This is a genomic window from Maribacter litoralis (genome assembly GCF_902506355.1).
GTDB lineage: Bacteria > Bacteroidota > Bacteroidia > Flavobacteriales > Flavobacteriaceae > Maribacter > Maribacter litoralis.
Map to the genome: position 1 here is coordinate 703,133 of NZ_LR733271.1, position 19,121 is coordinate 722,253.

At 36.1% G+C, this 19,121-nt stretch carries 18 protein-coding genes; 9 read left to right on the top strand and 9 right to left on the bottom strand.

Annotation, left to right across the window (positions count from 1 at the left end):
* Nucleotide 1: 1 nt before the first annotated feature.
* The 5 genes from nqrE to EXIGUO8A_RS02895 are packed head-to-tail and all read right to left on the bottom strand — an operon-like array spanning nt 2 to nt 4,827.
* On the bottom strand, nt 2–766 hold the full coding sequence (gene nqrE, locus EXIGUO8A_RS02875; protein ID WP_116770013.1) for an NADH:ubiquinone reductase (Na(+)-transporting) subunit E: 765 nt from the start codon (nt 764–766) through the stop codon (nt 2–4).
* Nucleotides 767–786: 20 nt separating this feature from the next.
* Nucleotides 787–1,434, bottom strand: a complete 648-nt coding sequence (locus EXIGUO8A_RS02880) for an NADH:ubiquinone reductase (Na(+)-transporting) subunit D (protein WP_116770014.1) — start codon at nt 1,432–1,434, stop codon at nt 787–789.
* Between the two features lies 1 nt (nt 1,435).
* Nucleotides 1,436–2,188: a Na(+)-translocating NADH-quinone reductase subunit C gene (locus EXIGUO8A_RS02885; RefSeq protein ID WP_116770015.1), complete on the bottom strand. Its 753-nt coding sequence runs from the start codon at nt 2,186–2,188 to the stop codon at nt 1,436–1,438.
* Nucleotides 2,189–2,190: 2 nt separating this feature from the next.
* On the bottom strand, nt 2,191–3,474 hold the full coding sequence (locus tag EXIGUO8A_RS02890) for an NADH:ubiquinone reductase (Na(+)-transporting) subunit B (protein ID WP_116770016.1): 1,284 nt from the start codon (nt 3,472–3,474) through the stop codon (nt 2,191–2,193).
* Between the two features lie 3 nt (nt 3,475–3,477).
* Nucleotides 3,478–4,827, bottom strand: a complete 1,350-nt coding sequence (locus EXIGUO8A_RS02895) for a Na(+)-translocating NADH-quinone reductase subunit A (protein WP_159301858.1) — start codon at nt 4,825–4,827, stop codon at nt 3,478–3,480.
* A gap of 153 nt (nt 4,828–4,980) precedes the next feature.
* On the opposite strand from EXIGUO8A_RS02895, the gene EXIGUO8A_RS02900 reads away from it, so the two are divergent.
* From EXIGUO8A_RS02900 to EXIGUO8A_RS02920, 5 genes are all read left to right on the top strand, one after another.
* Nucleotides 4,981–6,222, top strand: coding sequence for a type IX secretion system plug protein (locus tag EXIGUO8A_RS02900; protein ID WP_159301859.1), 1,242 nt, complete (start codon nt 4,981–4,983; stop codon nt 6,220–6,222).
* Between the two features lie 26 nt (nt 6,223–6,248).
* Nucleotides 6,249–7,376, top strand: coding sequence for a DUF3667 domain-containing protein (locus tag EXIGUO8A_RS02905; RefSeq protein ID WP_159301860.1), 1,128 nt, complete (start codon nt 6,249–6,251; stop codon nt 7,374–7,376).
* 5 nt (nt 7,377–7,381) lie between these two features.
* The gene (apaG, locus tag EXIGUO8A_RS02910) at nt 7,382–7,768 is read left to right on the top strand and encodes a Co2+/Mg2+ efflux protein ApaG (RefSeq protein ID WP_036158586.1); all 387 of its coding nucleotides are present in this window, start codon (nt 7,382–7,384) and stop codon (nt 7,766–7,768) included.
* 80 nt (nt 7,769–7,848) lie between these two features.
* Entirely contained in the window at nt 7,849–9,477 is a 1,629-nt protein-coding gene (gene pruA / locus EXIGUO8A_RS02915; RefSeq protein WP_159301861.1) for an L-glutamate gamma-semialdehyde dehydrogenase, read from the top strand.
* Between the two features lie 104 nt (nt 9,478–9,581).
* Nucleotides 9,582–10,091: a DinB family protein gene (locus EXIGUO8A_RS02920; protein WP_159301862.1), complete on the top strand. Its 510-nt coding sequence runs from the start codon at nt 9,582–9,584 to the stop codon at nt 10,089–10,091.
* 304 nt (nt 10,092–10,395) lie between these two features.
* Here the strand turns inward: EXIGUO8A_RS02920 and rsmG are convergent, their stop codons facing one another.
* Nucleotides 10,396–11,031: a 16S rRNA (guanine(527)-N(7))-methyltransferase RsmG gene (gene rsmG / locus EXIGUO8A_RS02925; protein WP_116770022.1), complete on the bottom strand. Its 636-nt coding sequence runs from the start codon at nt 11,029–11,031 to the stop codon at nt 10,396–10,398.
* A 120-nt stretch (nt 11,032–11,151) separates the two neighbouring features.
* Here rsmG and EXIGUO8A_RS02930 point away from each other — a divergent pair, with 120 nt between their 5' ends.
* Both EXIGUO8A_RS02930 and EXIGUO8A_RS02935 read left to right on the top strand, forming a co-directional pair.
* Nucleotides 11,152–12,252: a fatty acid desaturase family protein gene (locus tag EXIGUO8A_RS02930; RefSeq protein WP_116770023.1), complete on the top strand. Its 1,101-nt coding sequence runs from the start codon at nt 11,152–11,154 to the stop codon at nt 12,250–12,252.
* Between the two features lie 15 nt (nt 12,253–12,267).
* Complete coding sequence (locus tag EXIGUO8A_RS02935) at nt 12,268–13,458, top strand: pyridoxal phosphate-dependent aminotransferase (protein WP_159301863.1); 1,191 nt, start codon at nt 12,268–12,270, stop codon at nt 13,456–13,458.
* 73 nt (nt 13,459–13,531) lie between these two features.
* On the opposite strand, the gene EXIGUO8A_RS02940 is transcribed toward EXIGUO8A_RS02935, so the two are convergent.
* Nucleotides 13,532–15,025 carry a TrkH family potassium uptake protein gene (locus EXIGUO8A_RS02940; RefSeq protein ID WP_159301864.1) on the bottom strand — a complete coding sequence of 498 codons (1,494 nt, stop codon included), beginning with the start codon at nt 15,023–15,025 and terminating at the stop codon, nt 13,532–13,534.
* A gap of 1 nt (nt 15,026) precedes the next feature.
* A complete protein-coding gene (gene trkA, locus EXIGUO8A_RS02945) occupies nt 15,027–16,376 on the bottom strand; it encodes a Trk system potassium transporter TrkA (protein ID WP_058106049.1) in 1,350 nt (449 codons plus the stop codon).
* A gap of 229 nt (nt 16,377–16,605) precedes the next feature.
* On the opposite strand from trkA, the gene ubiE reads away from it, so the two are divergent.
* Together ubiE and porT are read left to right on the top strand one after the other, a co-directional pair.
* Nucleotides 16,606–17,343 carry a bifunctional demethylmenaquinone methyltransferase/2-methoxy-6-polyprenyl-1,4-benzoquinol methylase UbiE gene (gene ubiE, locus EXIGUO8A_RS02950; protein ID WP_159301865.1) on the top strand — a complete coding sequence of 246 codons (738 nt, stop codon included), beginning with the start codon at nt 16,606–16,608 and terminating at the stop codon, nt 17,341–17,343.
* Nucleotides 17,344–17,398: 55 nt separating this feature from the next.
* Nucleotides 17,399–18,121: a type IX secretion/gliding motility protein PorT/SprT gene (porT, locus tag EXIGUO8A_RS02955; RefSeq protein ID WP_159301866.1), complete on the top strand. Its 723-nt coding sequence runs from the start codon at nt 17,399–17,401 to the stop codon at nt 18,119–18,121.
* Nucleotides 18,122–18,395: 274 nt separating this feature from the next.
* Here the strand turns inward: porT and EXIGUO8A_RS02960 are convergent, their stop codons facing one another.
* Nucleotides 18,396–19,115 carry a TrmH family RNA methyltransferase gene (locus EXIGUO8A_RS02960; protein WP_159301867.1) on the bottom strand — a complete coding sequence of 240 codons (720 nt, stop codon included), beginning with the start codon at nt 19,113–19,115 and terminating at the stop codon, nt 18,396–18,398.
* Nucleotides 19,116–19,121 lie beyond the last annotated feature (6 nt).

A 19,121-nucleotide genomic window follows, 5' to 3' on the forward strand; every position in this document is an offset into this window, starting at 1 on the left:
TTTATTTGTTTACGTCGTTATAAGAAATCACCTTTTCGTCAATTTCTTCGTTCTTATCTACTACTACTTCTTCCTCTACAGGAGTTACCATTTCTGGTTTGCTTATTTGGTTCACTTGCTCTGAAGTTTCTTCAGCTTCATCACCTCCACCGGTCAACATTCCTCCAAAACTTTGAAAACCAATACCCATTAAACCAGTAATAATAAAGGTAATACCCAAACCTCTTAAAGGAGCAGGAACATTACTGTATCTAATTTTCTCACGAATGGCCGCAATAGCCAAAATTGCCAAGAACCAGCCAATACCAGAACTTACACCGTAATTAAATGCTAAACCAAAAGTTTCGATTTCTCTTGCTTGCATGAATAACGACCCCCCAAGAATTGCACAGTTTACTGCAATCAAAGGCAAGAATATACCCAGTGAGTTATATAAAGAAGGTGAAAATTTCTCAACCACTATCTCTACCAACTGTACCATTGTGGCAATAGTTGCAATAAATAGAATAAAAGATAAAAAGCTAAGGTTATAATCGGCATACTCAGGACCTAACCAAACCAAGGCACCATCTTGTAGCAAATACTTATCTAACAACCAGTTCATTGGCACGGTTACCGCTAATACGAATATTACGGCAGCACCTAAACCAACCGCAGTAGCCACTTTTTTGGATACCGCCAAATAAGAACACATCCCCAAGAACACGGCAAATACCATGTTATCGATAAAGATGGACTTAAAAAATAATTCTACATGTTCTAACATAATTTCTACTTAAATGTCGTTTAATTTTCTTCTACAAGCGCAGGGTTTCTTGAGCGTTGTACCCAAATTATTATACCAACTACGATTAATGCCGCTGGCGGAATAATCATAAAACCATTATTCTCATAACCTGTAGCATATAAACCAGTTTTTGCTATTGGATCTCCTAAAACCGGAATACCGAACAACGTACCAGAACCTAATAATTCTCTAAAAAACCCAACGATTATTAAGATTACACCGTAACCTAATGAGTTTCCTATTCCGTCCAAGAATGAACGCCATGGTCCGTTTGCCAAAGCAAAAGCTTCGAAACGACCCATAATTATACAGTTTGTAATAATTAAACCAACGAATACCGCTAATGTTTTACTCAATTCATAAGCAAAGGCCTTTAGCACTTGATCCACTATAATTACCAATGTAGCAACCACAATTAGCTGTACAATAATTCTAATTTTTGATGGAATAATATTCCTCATTAACGAGATAACTACATTACCTGCACCCAGTACGAACATTACAGAAATTGCCATCACCAATGATGCCTTTAATTCTGCCGTAATTGCCAATGCTGAACAGATGCCTAGTACTTGTATCGTAATAGGGTTGTTATCCGCTAAGGGATCCGTAATAAGATTTGTATCTTTCTTTGATAGTAGTGCCATATTACTTTGCTCTAATTGTTTCTAAATAAGGTTTATATAATTTGACAGTTTCGCTGATCATAGCAGAAACACCGTTACCGGTAATTGTAGCACCTGCCAAGGCATCTACTTCATTGTCATCTTTTGTTTTGTTCAACGGGTCATTATTACCCTTAGCTACCGATATACCAGCATATTGAGTACCATTTAAAATAGTCTCCCCTTTAAAATCGTCCATGAAATAACGCATTTTAATATTGGCACCTAAACCAGGAGTTTCTCCTTTATGGTCAAAATAAACACCTTGAACAGTCATAGTATCATCTAAGGCGATAAAACCCCAAATAGCATCCCATAGACCTTTACCGTACATAGGAATGATGTAAAATTTCTCACCATCTTTCTCACCAATGAACACAGGTAATTTGTAATCTTCACCTTTTTTAATGTTCGCCAATTGCTTTTTCAAATCAATTAAATACGCTTCATCATCTTCAGTGATCTTGTCACCTTGTATAACCAACTGCTCTTTAATATAATTTGCAAACTCATCTTCAACTACATCTGTCGGCACGAAGTTTACGCTACCGGCATCATCACCATTTTCATTCACCCCCATTGCATAAAGAATGTTCTGCTGTTTTTCAAAACGCTCATTCTCTTTAATGTTAGGACGTAATGCAGAAGCCAAAAATGCTAGTATTGAACCAACTACCACAACCATAACAGCAGCAAAAACTACTGTATAAACGTTACTATCTGTTTTATTAGCCATAATTAAACTGTTTCAGCTTTAAGTTCTTCTGCTTTACCATCTGAATCTTTTGGATAGATAGTAGCATTTTTTAATCTGTTCATTCTTCTCTTAATATTACCCCTAACCACATAATGATCAATAGTAGGCGCAAATACGTTCATTAACAAAATCGCCAAGAATACACCTTCTGGATACGCCGGGTTAAATACACGAATCATTACAGAAATGAAACCTATAAAGAAACCATAGTACCACTTACCTTTATTGGTTTGAGACCCAGTTACAGGATCGGTAGCCATGTAAACAATACCGAACGCCAAACCACCTACGATTAAATGTTTCCAAAAATCAAAACTCATTAATCCGTAAAATTTACTTGATTCTCCTATCCAACCAAAATCAACTACTTGATTGAATATTAAGCCCATTACCAATGAACCGATCACAGCGCTTAACATAATTCTCCAGCTAGCGATTTTAGTGAATATCAAGAACAACCCTCCTAAAAGAATTAAGAACGCCGATGTTTCACCAACAGAACCAGGAATAAATCCGAAGAACATATCTGAAACGGAATATGACATCTCGGCCCCTTTGTTTTGCGCTAAAAACCCAAGTATAGTTTCACCAGAGTAGGCATCTACATTTGTAGCACCTGCCAGAATTTCTTCTGAGCGCTCCCTTGCTCCGTAAACCCAAACTTTATCACCACTCATCCAAGTAGGGTAAGCGAAGAATAAAAATGCTCTAATAGTTAAGGCTGGATTAAGAATATTCATACCTGTACCACCAAATACTTCTTTACCGATAACAACACCGAATACTACGGCAACCGCCAACATCCAAAGCGGAGTATCTATTGGTACGATCAATGGCACCAACATACCGGTAACCAAATAACCCTCTTCTACTTCATGACCTTTGATAACGGCAAAAATAAATTCGACTATTAGACCTACAGCATAAGAAACCACCACTAATGGCAACACCTTAATAATACCGATCCAAAAGTTATCCCAAGTAAGAAAATCGTTCATTAAAGAAAATTCTGCAGGAAAACCATTGATTGCAGAATAGTACTGATAACCTGCGTTGAACATAGAAAATATCAACACTGGTACCAGTGCCATAATTACCGTGTTCATGGTACGCTTTAAATCATCGGCCGCCTTTACATGGGTACCACCTGCATGGGTAGTCTCATCTGGCGAAAACAAAAAAGTATGAAAGGCATTAAAGGCAGGAGCCATTTTCTTACCCTGATACTTCAGTTTAAGTTCGTGTAATTTGCTTTTTAAACTCATTTCTTATCCTATTTCTTTTTGCAATAAATCTAACCCCTCACGAATAATTTTTTGGTGTGGTTGTTTAGAAATACATATAAACTCAGTTAACGAAAAATCTTCTGGAGCCACTTCGTACAAACCTAATTGCTCCATTTCATCCAAATCTTTAACCATACAAGCTTTTAATAGTTGCATTGGAAAAATATCCATTGGAAAAACTTTTTCATATTGTCCCGTTACCACAAAAGCTCTATGCTCACCATTGGTATTGGTATCTAAATCATATTTCTTGTTGGGCTGCATCCAAGAGAACGTTAAAGCCCTAGTTGCAGAAATTTTATCGAAAACCGGCTTGTTCCATCCAAACAACTCATAATCATCTCCTTCAGGAATTACGGATACCGTATTATTATAGTATCCTAAAAAACCATCTGGCTTACTCTTAGAACCTGTAAGTACGTCTCCATTGATTACTCTAAAATTTTCTTCGTTTACACCACTTGCATATAAGAAGGTAGAAATCTCAGAACCAATTTTCGTAGTATAATATTTAGGTGCTTTTACAGAAGAACCAGCAAGAGCAATAACACGCTCTGCATTGAACTTTCCTGTAAGCAAATATTCACCTATTATAATTAAATCTTGAGGAGATACAGTCCAAACCAATTCTCCTTTATTAATAGGATCAATTCTATTTATTTGAGTACCTACCAAACCAGCAGGATGCGGTCCAGATACCGTATGCAATTCTACACCTTCCATAGAAGACAACGGCGAAGCACCGGCACCAACCGAAACATGAACTTTACCAGGCGTTAATTTACCCAATGCAGTAATTGCAGTTTGCAACTCTTTCTCTTTGCCTTGAAGCACATAATTTAAATCTGCCCGTAAAGGAGCACTAGAATACCCAGAAATAAAAATAGCCTTAGGCGTGGTATCCGGATTTGCAATTACATCATACGGCCTTTGCTTGATAAATGGCCAACAGCCACTTTTCAACAACGTTGCTTTCAGTTCTTCTTTAGATGCTTTCTCAACATCTGTAACAGCACCTGAAATTACCTCTTGTGTTTTATCGGCTAATATCTTTAAGGTCAAAATACGTCTTCTATCCCCTCTTTCAATTTCGATGAGCTCACCACTTACCGGCGAAACAAAAACCATACTCTCTATGCTTTTGTTATAGAACAAAGGCTCGCCCGCTTTTACCTCGGCGCCTTGTTTAACCATCATTTTAGGGATAATTCCGTGAAAATCACTTAACTGTATTGCGTAAACATTACTTAAAACAGCTTTTGAAGTAGTCTGTTCTGCGGCGCCCACCAGATTAATGTTGAGCCCTTTCTTAATTCGAATGTCTTTTGACATGTGCGTGTAGACCTTTAGGTTATCAAAATTTGAGCAAATTTAAGTACAAAAAGTTCGTTTTCATAATTATTGTCCCATAAATTAGACAATAGAACGAGCTATATTTTTTAGGCATCCTTTTTGTTTACCTTTACTCAAAAAAAACGGGGTATAATGCGCATTTTCATCAAACATATTATTTGTCTTCTATTTTTACAAAATTTGATTGCCCAGGTTCAAGTAGAGGTCAACCCGCCCGAGAACATTAAATCGATAGTTTTTAAGGGTCCTACAGAAGATCAGTTTCCGGTCATTAAAATAGGAGAACCACTTTATTTGGAATTTGACGACATACTTGCCAACGAACAAGATTATTACTATAAGGTTATTCATTGCGACTACGACTGGACCCCATCATCCCTATTAAAATCTCAATATATAGATGGCGTCGACAACCAACGTATAACAGATTACGAGAATAGCTATAGTACTTTACAATCTTATTCTAACTACCAATTAACCATACCCAACGACTATGTTCGTTTAAAAGTGAGCGGTAATTACCTTATTGAAGTGTATAATAGCTATAATGAAATACAGTTTTCACGAAGGTTTGTTGTTTATAAGGATGTCGTTACCGTCGCTACCGAAATTAAACGATCAAGAGATTTCAATTATATAAATGAGAAACAGGTTGTACAATTCAGCATCAATTCTGGATCAACGAGATTGATCAACCCTAAAAAAGAAGTAAAAGTTGCCATTCTTCAAAATCATTATTGGCCCACAGTGATTACCAATATTGCCCCACAATATACCATGGGCAGCGAATTAGTTTATAAATATGACCAAGAAACGGCCTTTTATGGCGGTAATGAATTTTTACTATTTGACACAAGTGACCTTAGAGCTCCAAGTTCACAGATATCTAGCATCGACCTTACCGACCTTTACAACCATTATCTTTTTTCTGACGACTTTAGAAATGACAAAGCATACACCTATTTTCCTGATATAAACGGAGATTTTGTGGTAAGAACGCTACAAGGGGACAATGCTTCTAGAGAAGCGGAATACACCAATGTTCATTTTAGCCTTCCGTATACCGAATTCATTGCCTTGGACGATGTGTATGTTTTTGGCAAATTCAACAACTATGCACTTACGGATGAAAACAAAATGGTCTACAATGAAAAAAATGGAATGTTAGAAGCTACCTTAAAAATGAAACAAGGTTTCTATAATTATAAATATGCCGTAAAAAGTGACGATAAAGTAAAACTGAACGAAGTTGGCGGTAATTTTCATTTTACCGAAAACACCTATTTAGTATTGGTATATTACAGAAATTTTGGAGACATGTACGACAGTATTATAGGTATAGGTTCTGCCAATTCTAGAAATATCACGAACTAACTGTATATTTACGTTTTTCATCATTTATGGAAAACAAACCAACCACTCAAACAAAGGGCAGATACGAACTAAGATACAGAGGTGTAGACTGTCTTAATTGCGGGCATCCGCTGGAATTAAGCGATAAATATTGCCCAAATTGCTCTCAAGCCAATAGCACCAAGAAACTAACTCTTTTAGATTTCTTTGAAGAGTTTCTTGCCAATTACCTTTCCTACGATTCTAAGCTATGGCGAACACTGGCAGCTCTTTTATTAAAACCAGGTAAAATCACTAAAGAATATATTTCTGGCAGACGACTCTCTTACACCAACCCTTTTAGGTTTCTGCTGAGCTTATCTATAATTTACTTTTTGATTTTAAGTTTCAATAGTGAATTTGAATCCTTCAATAAGTTTGGGTACGAAAATCGTAAACCGATATTTAACTTAATGCATGAAGAGTTTGACAAAATAGAATTTGAAAACGAAGAAGAAAGAGCCCTAGCCTTAGCCCAAATGGACTCTCTTAAAATTAATGGGTTTTTCAAAAACCAAATTAGCGACAAAGATTCTACCATTTTAAAAGACCCCAAGTCATATTTTAAGAAAATAAACACAAAAGAACTTACAAGTCGATTTTTAGGAAAAATTGACTTTTTTAATTCCATAATTAAATACGACACCATTTATTATTTTGAACAAGGTGTTACTAAATTTAATATACCTGAAAATAAAGAAAATGAAATGGCTTTTAATTTAGCCAACAGCTTTGTAGAGATAGAAAAAAGACCAGGTTCGTTTTTAAATTCTTTAATTTCTAAATTACCATTTACCACATTTTTCTTTCTTCCGTTCTTTTCTTTTTTCATTTGGTTGGTCTATATCAGAAAAAAATACACTTATACCGATCATTTAATCTTTAGCTTTCACAATCAGTCATTATTATTTATCTTGCTCATTGTTAGCAATTTGATCAACGCAGTGTTCAATTTTGGCAGTGAAGGTTTATTTATTTTAATATTCGCCATCTACCTTTATAAAGCAATGCGCAATTTCTATCAACAAGGAAGAGTTAAAACGGTTATAAAGTATTTTTTCTTAAACACAATATTTTTTATCTTAGGGATTATAGCTATAACCATATTAATAGCACAGAGCGTATTTACATATTAAATATGATGATAACACAAGTTACTAAAGGCATAAAAATATCGGTACAAACAACTTTTGAAGGCACGTTCTTTAAAAACTACAAAATGCATTATGCGTTTGGGTATACCATTACTATTGAAAACCAGAGCAAAGATGCCGTTCAATTAACTTCTCGTCATTGGAAAATATACGACTCTTTAAATGACATGGAAACTTTAGATGGTGAAGGGGTTATTGGCAAAAAGCCGGTTATTCAGCCAGGTGAATCACACACTTATAATTCCGGTTGTTTACTTACTTCTCCTATTGGTGCCATGAAAGGTCATTACAACATGGTAATTATGAACAATGCCCAAAAATTCAGGGTTTATATACCCACATTTAAATTTAGCGCACCCTTCGCACTTAATTAATTCCTTTTAATCTTTTATTAGTTTTTAGTCCTACACCCTTTTAGTACCTTTGGTCAACAATTTAATTTAAAATTTTGACAATGGGTAAAGGATTTTTTCAAGTTCCTACAGCTATTAATGAGCCAATTAAAAGCTATGCTCCTGGTTCACCAGAAAGAGAAGCGGTTTTGGAACAATACAAAACATATTTTAACGGTCAAGTAGATGTACCTATGTACATTGGATCAGAAGAGGTACGTACAGGCAACACCAAGCCTATGTCCCCTCCTCACGACCACAAACATATTGTTGGCACCTACCACACTGCCGAAAAAAAGAACGTACAAGCCGCTATTGACAATTGTCTTGAATCAAGAAATGCTTGGGCGAATTTAACTTGGGAACAACGTGCCGCCATTTTCTTGAAAGCAGCAGAATTAATTGCTGGACCATACCGCGCAAAAATCAACGCGGCTACAATGATCGCACAATCAAAGAACATTCACCAAGCGGAAATAGACTCTGCATGTGAATTAATTGATTTCTTACGATTCAACGTAGAATACATGTCTCAAATTTATGAGGAGCAACCAGATTCTGCCGAGGGTATTTGGAATAGAGTTGAATACAGACCGTTAGAAGGTTTCGTATATGCCATAACCCCATTCAACTTTACGGCCATTGCTGGTAACCTGCCCGCAAGTGCAGCAATGATGGGCAATGTTGTAATATGGAAGCCAAGTGATAGTCAAATATTTTCAGCAAAGGTTATTGTTGACATTTTCAAAGAAGCCGGTTTACCTGACGGAGTTATAAACGTAGTCTACGGCGATCCGGTTATGATTACCAATACTGTACTAAGTAGCCCTGACTTTGCAGGACTACACTTTACAGGTTCTACGCATGTTTTCAAAGAACTTTGGAAACAAATAGGCAATAACATTCATACATATAAAACATACCCTAGAATAGTTGGTGAAACCGGTGGTAAAGATTTTATTCTTGCTCACCCTACCGCTAATACAAAACAAGTAGCTACAGCTATCTCTAGAGGTGCATTTGAGTTCCAAGGGCAAAAGTGTAGTGCCGCTTCAAGAGTATATTTACCCAAATCTACCGCAAATGAGATATTAGAATATGTAAAGGCAGATATAGAATCATTCAACAAACCTGGTTCTCCAGAAGATATGAGCAACTTTATTACCGCTGTAATTCATGAAGGCTCATTCGACAAGTTGGCAAAATATATTAACCAAGCTAAGGAAGATGAAAATGCCGAGATTTATGCTGGTGGCGGTTTTGACAAATCTAAAGGTTACTTTATAGAGCCTACGGTAATCTTAACAACAGACCCTAAGTATACAACTATGGAAACGGAATTATTCGGTCCTGTAGTTACTATATACGTTTATGAAGATAAAGATTGGAGCGAAACGTTGCAGTTAATCGACGGAACTTCTGAATATGCACTAACAGGTGCTGTACTTTCTCAAGACAGATACGCTATTGATGAAGCGACGAAGGCATTACAGAACTGTGCCGGTAATTTCTACATTAACGATAAGCCAACAGGTGCAGTAGTAGGTCAACAACCATTTGGCGGAGCCAGAGCTTCTGGTACAAATGATAAGGCCGGATCAGCACAAAACTTGCTACGCTGGGTATCTCCTCGTTTAATAAAGGAAACATTTGTTACCCCTGTAGATTACAGGTATCCGTTCTTAGGATAAGACAATAACTAAAAAGGCTGAATGTTAATTCAGCCTTTTTTTTGGGCTTTACCTAAATTTTAAAGTAAATTACATTTTCTTTCATCAACCTTAACACACTAATTATGAAAAAGTTACTATTTACATTTTTACTGGCAAGCTGCTTTTCTTATGCCCAAGAAGGCTTAACACAAAACAGTATAAAAGCAGTACTGACAGGCAACCAATTACAAGTAATTCAACTTGCAGAAGCCTTCCCTGAAGATAAGTATGACTGGAGACCAGCAGAAGGTATAAGCTCCGTTGGCGAAGCACTTTTACATGTTGCCGGTGGAAACTATTTTCTTGCATCAAAACTGGGTTTTGCCCCACCTGCGGACGTAGATGTAATGGGTTTGAGCAAAATTACCGGTAAGGAAAATATTATCGCCGCCCTTAAAAAATCGAATGACTTCGTACTTGAAAACATTACAAAAGTAGAAGATGGCACATTAAGCGAAGAAGTGGATTTCGGATTTATGAAGTCAAATAAACTAGGAGGATTATTAGCCATAATGGAACATAACGGAGAACATAAAGGTCAACTTATTGCCTACGCTAGAACCAATGGTGTAGTACCACCATGGAGTAAATAACTGCTTATAACACAAGAATTTAATGCCCAACGACTTGTTAGTCGCTGGGCATTTTACTTTAACAAAGAAAAACTTTAACATACCTCTAGTACAATATCAATGTAAATTTAACGTTAATTAATTGTAAACTCAGTGTGATTTACCGAACTTTGTAGCTCATTTAAAATCAATTGCTTATGATTATTAACAGATTAAGATTACATATCACTTGTATTCAGATACATATTTGGAATTATTTAAAAGAGTTTGCCAGAAAGTATAAGAAGGCATACTACAGTTCTTTCCTTTTATAGTTGAGTATTGCCTACCCTTTATACTTCAGCGGTAAATAGACCATTTTCTTTGTTTCAAAAAAGTCCTCTTTAAAATAATTGGTCAAATCAAAGATTTCTGCAGTTCTATAGTTTTTCAGCTCCTCATGCAGATCACCGCCTTTTAAGTATAGTATTCCGTTTCGAATATCGTGTTTTGATTCCTTTTTAATTTTACCTTTTATCCAGTGCACAAAGGTTGGCATAGCTGCCACTGCCCTACTGACGATAAAATCGAATTGACCCGGTATTTCTTCAACACGAGCATTTATAGTTGTTACATTGGTTAATTCTAAACCTTCAACGACTTCGTTCACCACCTTTATCTTTTTTCCTATGGAGTCAACCAATGTAAATTGTACTTCAGGAAAAAAGATAGCTAAAGGTATGCCCGGAAAACCACCACCGGTACCTACATCTAAGATTGTAGAACCATCTTTAAACTGTATAAATTTTGCAATTCCCAATGAATGTAACACATGCCTTAAATAAAGCTCATCTATATCTTTTCGTGAAACCACATTAATTTTCTGGTTCCAGTCTTTATATAGTTCTTCTAGTTTCTCAAACCTTCTTTTCTGATCTTCAGATAAATTGGGAAAATTTTCAAATATGATTTCAGCAGTCATCCGTATATTTGTAAATAGAATTAATTAGTATATTCACTCGTGCAAAGATTTGGCTTTTAATTAAGCTATCAAACTATTATAGATTCAATTACATTATATTAAGTAAAAGATTACCGAATTATGGAACAAAACACCATTCGTTTTCCAAGAACAGATTCTGCCAAGTTTTTTAAAACTTTAAATAGCAGAGTTAACGAATATTTTAAAACAAATAAACTTAAAAAAACAGGAAACTGGAAACTACACCTTAAAACGGTAATTATGTTCGCCCTATTTCTTGCACCATATTTTTTGATATTAACCTTGGGTCTACCAAATTGGGCCAATGTACTTTTAACCATAGTTATGGGTATTGGTATGGCCGGTGTTGGTATGAACGTTATGCATGACGGAAACCATGGCGCATACTCTAACAAAAAATGGGTAAACAAGTTAATGGGAAGCAGTATTTACATTCTTGCCGGCAATGTTTATAACTGGCAAGTACAACACAATGTACTTCACCATACTTACACCAATATTCATGAACATGATGAGGATATGGAAGCTGGTAGAATATTACGTTTTTCCAAACATGCCGAATGGAAGAAACACCATAAATTTCAACATTTTTACTCTGTGTTTCTTTACGGTCTACTAACATTTAACTGGGCAATTACTACAGATTTTCAGCAAATGTACCGCTATATGAAGCGTAAACTATCTTATGGTAAACTACCGAGCGCCACTATGAACTGGAGTACGCTTATTATCACCAAAATACTGTACATCACTATTTGGATCGTATTGCCGATGCTTATTTTGGATATTGCTTGGTGGAAAATACTCATAGGATTCTTTTTGATGCACTACGTCGCAGGGGTAATACTTAGTGTTGTTTTCCAATTGGCTCATATTGTAGATGACGCGGACACCCCTTTGCCAGATGACTCAGGTACAATGAAAAACACTTGGGCTATTCACCAACTATTTACGACTGTGAATTTTGGCACTAAAAACAAAATAGTAAACTGGTTTACAGGGGGACTAAATCATCAAGTTGAACACCATATTTTCCCTAACATCAGCCATGTACATTACACAAAAATTTCAAAAATTGTGAAACAGACGGCACAGGAATTTAATTTACCTTATCACGAGTATAAAACTACCAGAAAAGCTATAATTTCGCACTTTAAACATTTAAAAGAGTTAGGCAAAGAGCCAACTTTACAATACTAGAAATTAAGAGTACCCATGAGCAATCAACTTTCGGACAGAATCAACAGTGTTACACCGTCAGCCACTTTAGAAATGGCTGCAAAAGCCCGTGAATTAAGGGCTGAAGGTAAAGATATTATTGGTCTTAGCTTAGGCGAGCCAGATTTCAACACACCAGATTACATTAAGGAAGCTGCTATTAAAGCGGTTAATGAAGACTATAACTCCTATACACCTGTTGATGGTTATGTAGACTTAAAAAAGGCTATCATCACCAAATTCAAGAGAGATAACAATTTAAGTTATGAGCCTGCCCAGATCGTTGTGTCTACTGGTGCAAAGCAAGCATTGTATAATGTAGCCCAAGTTATTTTGAACAAAGGTGATGAAGTGATCTTACCTTGCCCTTACTGGGTTAGTTACAGCGACATTGTAAAACTAGCAGATGGGGTACCGGTAGAAGTACCGACTAGCTTGGAAAATGATTTTAAGATGACTGCCGAGCAGCTAGAAGCAGCCATTACACCAAAAACAAGAATGTTATGGTATAGCTCGCCATGTAACCCAAGTGGATCTATTTACAGCAAGGAAGAATTACGCGCTCTTGCTGATGTCTTAAAAAATCACCCTAACATCATTGTGGTTAGTGATGAAATTTACGAGCATATTAATTATGGCGTTACAGAACATTCTTCAATGGCAGAATTTGAAGATATGTACGACCGTACAGTTACCGTAAACGGAGTTGCAAAAGCATTTGCAATGACAGGGTGGCGTATAGGCTACATTGGCGCACCGGCTTATATTGCACGTGCAACAAACAAATTACAAGGTCAAGTTACCAGTGGAGCCAATTGCATAGCTCAACGTGCGGTAATTACAGCTTTAGAAGAATCACCGGATCGTATTAAATACATGGTAGATGAATTTAAAGAAAGACGTAAGCTTATTTTAAGTCTATTAAATGAGATCGACGGATTTAAATGTAATGAACCTGAAGGTGCATTTTATGTTTACCCAGATGTTACCGCTTACTTTGGAAAAACTTTGAACGGTAAAAAAATCAACAATGCATCTGATTTCTCAATGTATATTTTAGAAGAAGCAAATGTAGCCACTGTAACAGGTGATGCCTTTGGAAACGGAAATTGCATTCGTATATCTTATGCAGCTTCAGTTAAAGAAATTAAAGAAGCAATTTCAAGAATTAAGGAAGCGCTGAAATAAACCTCAGCACATAACTAAATAAAAAAAAGTCCCTTTTAATAAAGGGACTTTTTTATTCGTATAATTTTCTAATCTAGGTACTTTTCCAGAAATAAGGGGTCAATAAAATTAGTACTGTAAACAATTCTAACCTACCTGCAAGCATTAAAAATCCGCACCACCATTTTGCAAGGTCTGGCAAACTATTAAAATTACTTACCGGGTTTAAACTACCTAAAGCCGGACCAACATTACCTAATGAAGATGCCGCCCCGCCTATTGCTGTTTCAAAATCTAATCCCAAGAAACCTAAAACTAGAGCTCCAATTATAAACAATAACATATAGAGTACGAAAAAGCCAATTATATTATAGACAATTTTCTCTTTTACCGTTTTATCATTATAACGAACGGGGATTATTGCGTTGGTATGTAAGGTTCGCTTAAACTCCAACACACCATTCTTAATAATCAACAAGTGCCTCATTACCTTTATACCACCAGCCGTAGAACCTGCCGAACCACCTAAAAAGAACAGTCCGAAGAAAAATACGGTCAAAAATGGTGTCCATTGTGTAAAATCGGCACTGACAAATCCTGTAGTAGTTATTACAGAGATAATTTGGAACAAGGAATGTCTTATTGCACTTTCAGCTTTACCCAAAACCATAGGATAACCCGGGGTGAGTTCCGTTATATTAGCTTTAAAATATACTACCAATGCAACAATGATAGTAAATACAATTACAAAGCCTGCGTAATACCTAAACTCCTCGTCCTTTATTACTTTCTGAACCTTCCCTTTAAAAGCAAAATAGCTTAATACAAAATTGCTACCTGCCAAAAACATAAAGAAAATGATGATATACTGAATCATTGGCTGATCGTTCCAATGGGCTACACTTGCATTTTTAGTTGAAAAACCACCTGTAGACAAGGTTGCCATTGCATGGTTTATAGCATCGAAGAAAGACATACCTGCCAACTGTAGAAGAATGGTTTCTGCTACCGTATAGCCAAAATAAATAAGCCAAAGTCTTTTTGCGGTGTCCGTAATCCTTGGGTGTAATTTATCACCTGTGGGTCCGGGGGCTTCTGCCGAAAACAATTGCATACCACCTATACCTAACAATGGTAATATGGCAATTGCCAAAACAATGATACCCATTCCGCCGATCCAATGGGTTAGGCTTCGCCAAAAAAGTATTCCTTCTGGCATTGCCTCAATATCATCCATAATTGATGCACCTGTTGTGGTATATCCGGATATCGTTTCAAAAAAAGCATTGGTGACCGTAGGTAAAGCTCCAGAAAATAGATAAGGTAACATACCAGAAATGGACATGACAATCCAACCAAAAGTTACAATTATATATCCTTCTTTTTGCTTCACTTCTTTTTTATGACCCCTTGTGTAGTACATCATAAAAACACCAACGAACATTGTACAGATCGAAGCCAAAGCAATACTTAGTGTAGCCCCATCTTTATACAAGCCACTAACTACTGCTGCCAAAAGCATGAATCCACCATTACAAAGTAACAGCAGCCCCATGATATGAAATATGATTCTTAAGTTAAGCCTCATCTTAAAGGAACATTCGTTCTATTTTCGGAATTTCGGAAGGTAAACAACAAACCACTACCCTATCGCCTTCTTGTATGTTAAATCCACCCAGCGCAATATGCCCTACTCCGTCTCTTACCACACCACCGATAGTTGCGGCTTTAGGAAAATCTAACTCACGAATTGTAGCACCGGTAACTTTAGAGTTTCTTTTTACGATGAACTCCAATATCTCTGCGTTTAAATTGTTCAAACGCATTAATGCCACTACCTCACCTTTACGAATGTGCCTAAAAATATTGTTGGCCGCTAAAAGCTTCTTATTGATCAAAGTATCTATACCAATGGAATGTGATAGCTGAAAATAATCCATATTTTCAACTAAGGCGATGGTCTTTTTAATATATTTTGACTTTGCCACCAAACATGACATAATATTGGTTTCGGAGTTTCCGGTAACTGCAATAAATGCATCCATAGACTCTAAACTTTCTTCATCTAGCAATTCTACATTTCTACCGTCACCATTAATAACAAGTGCATTTGGCAACTCATCGGCAAGATCAAAAGCCTTTTCCTTATTCTTTTCTATCAACTTAACGTTGAATTTATTGGCACATAGATCCCTGGCGGTCTTATACCCTACTTTACTTCCACCAAGAATCATTACATTCTTAATTTCCGCTTTTTTCTTACCGGTTAGTTTATACAACTCATCTACACCTTCCTTTACCGTAATAAAGTATACTTGGTCACCTTCTTTAAAAACGGTATCACCACGTGGTATAACCGTATATTGGGTTCCAGTGCGCTGCAGAGCTATTGGCATGAAGTGTAATTCGGGAAAAATCTTTGCCGCTTCTTTTACCATCTTACCTACAAATGGAGCTGATTTCAATAAAGAAACCCCAACCATTATCAATTCGCCCTCTTCAAACTCATAAGTATCGTTAAATGCAGATTTATTCAACAACATTTGAATTTCAGTAGCTGCCAAAGCTTCTGGCGATATCAATTCATCGATACCCAAATCTGAAAACCTAAGCAAATCTTTGTTCTTTATAAACTCGGTGTTTGAGATTCTTGCTATTGTTCGTTTACAACCCAATTGTTTCGCTAACATACATAACGTTAAATTGGTAGTTTCTGACGAAGTTACCGCAATAACAAGATCTGAGTTTTGCACTTGCGCATCATTAAGTACAGCTATAGATGTGGCATCACCTTTTAGCACACGAATATCTAAGTGGTTATCTGCGTAGGCAAGACTCTCTTTTTTAGAATCGATTAAAGTAATATCCTGTGATTCATAGGATAGCAATTTGGCCAAATGAAAGCCTACTTCCCCAGCACCAGCAATTATAATCTTCATTTATCTTATTAGACCGCTAAATATCAAGCGCAAAATTTCTACTCTTAAACATTATAAATACTTAAAAGTAGTCTTGAAATCAATAGCAATTATTATGGGGCAAAATTACATAATTAAATTAGTTTATTCTTTATTTTCAATTCTTTAACCTATCAATGGTCAACCTTGGTGGTTAAAAAGGAGTTAAGCATTCACTATATCGTATATTTGCCAAAAAAATAGCAATAAAATGCCCCAAAAAGTTACGCCATACAAAGATTCTGACCTAGGTAAGAAAGAACAGGTTACTAAAATGTTCGACACCATATCTAAAAACTACGACGGATTAAATCGTGTAATTTCTTTTGGCATCGATATTAAATGGCGAAAAAAAGTGGTTGAAATTTTAAAAAAAGAACAACCTAACTCTATTTTAGATATTGCTACCGGTACAGGAGACTTAGCCATTGCCTTAACAAAAACAGGCGCCAGAAAAATCGTCGGTTTAGACATCTCACCTGGTATGCTAGAAGTTGGAAAGGAAAAGGTAACTAACAAAAATTTGGACAGCACCATTGAAATGGTCGTTGGCGATAGTGAAAACCTGGTTTTTGATAACAATACTTTTGATGCTGTAACCGTATCTTTTGGAGTACGAAATTTTGAAACCCTAGAAACCGGTATGGCCGAAATTCTTAGAGTTTTAAAACCAAACGGCACTTTAGTTGTTTTAGAAACTTCTGTACCTACCAAGACACCCTACAAACAAGGCTATAGCTTTTACACGAAAAACATTCTTCCTTTAATTGGAAAAATATTCTCTAAAGATGATTCGGCTTATGGCTATTTGAGTGAATCTGCTTCAGTTTTTCCTCACGGAGAAAACTTCAACAATATTTTACGCGAAATTGGGTTTATAGATGTAACGAATAAACCTCAAACATTTGGGGTTGCATCAATTTATGTTGCAAAAAAAGGCAATCTATAAGATTCGCCGGTCTTTCAATATTTATTTGACGTTTTACAATCGTAAACCAGCATTTATGAAAAAGTGGTTTTTAGTGCCCCTAACGTTGTTGATAACGAATTTAATGAGCGCTCAATTTAATGAGAGCCCTATTTTGAATAAACAAAACGAAGATAAAAAACTCTTAAACTGGGGTTATTTTTTGGGTTTAAACCAATATGATTTTAAATTTGATTACAAAGAAGAATTGGGGTTTGATTCTAACGGTAAAGATTTAACTACCATCCAAGTTGCAAAGTCTTTTGGATTCAATGTTGGCTTGATTGGCGAAGTACGAATTAACGAATTTTTTGATGTCCGTTTTGAACCCGGCTTACATTATGGGTCTAGATTGCTAGGTTTTCCTTCTCCATTAATTGATGAGAATGATGCAATAGTAGAAGTAAAATCTACATATATAAATTTCCCTTTATTACTTAAAGCTAGTACTAGAAGATATGGAAATTTTAAACCATTTCTTTTAGGCGGAGTATCGACTGGACTCAACCTGGGCAGTAACGAAGAAAGTCTAGACGACAATAGCTCTGGAACTTTTAGAATGAAAAAATGGGTGTACAACTATGAACTTGGCTTTGGTATAGATTTCTATTTAGAGTATTTTAAATTCACCCCTTCTATACGTGGTGTTTTTGCTCTTACAGACGAACTAGTGCCTGATCAAGATCCCAATAGCCCATGGACCGGTAATATTGAATCTCTGAAAACCCGAGGTATTTTTATCAACTTTACTTTTGAATAGCAATTAGCAATTAGCAATTAGCAATTAGCAATTAGCAATTAGCAATTAGCAATTAGCAATTAGCAATTAGCAATTAGCAATTAGCAATTAGCAATTAGCAATTAGCAATTAGCAATTAGCAATTAGCAAAAAATAAATTTTTCCATCCACAATACCTAGTTAATTTCTAATCACGAGCGAAATGCTTTGCTGTTATCAGCTCTGGTAGTTTTTAACCCAATATTTTCAATGAATGGAAAAGGATAATGAACCTTTTTAAAAACGCTACGTTAAACTACTTTCTAATTTCATGTAGTAAGATTGCCGTAGCAGAGGCAACATTTAAACTTTCTGCAGTTTCTCCACCAAATTGCGGTATTGTCAATCTATCAGTACAGAGTTCTGCAATAGCATTTGAGACTCCTTTACCCTCGTTTCCCATTACCATAATTCCCTTTTCTGGCAACTTGGTCGTATTCACATTATCACCATCCATAAAAGTCCCGTAAATAGGTAGTTGGGTTGAACCTAAAAATGCATCAAGAGGCATATATTGAATACTTACCCGTGTAATAGACCCCATGGTCGCTTGCAAAACTTTCGGGTTATAGCAATCTACCGTATCCGTAGAACAAATAATATCACTTATACCGAACCAATCGCATAATCTAATAATAGTTCCTAAATTGCCCGGATCCTGAACTCCGTCAAGCGCCAATACCCAATCAGAAGTAATATTTCCGGTTTGTTTAGGAATATAAAACACCCCAAGGTATCCATTAGGATTCTTAAGTCCGCTCATTTGACTCAATTCTCTCGATGTTATTTTTATAACCTGAGTTCCTTCAACCTCTAAACCATCAGGATCAACGGCAAACAATTTGTATTGTTTCATGTTGGAATTCACTACTTCTTCCACCGTCTTTTTTCCTTCCACCACAAATAGTCCGTGCTCATTTCGGCACTTTTTTTGCTGTAGACTTTTGATAAGTTTCAATTCACTTTTGACAACCATTCAAAT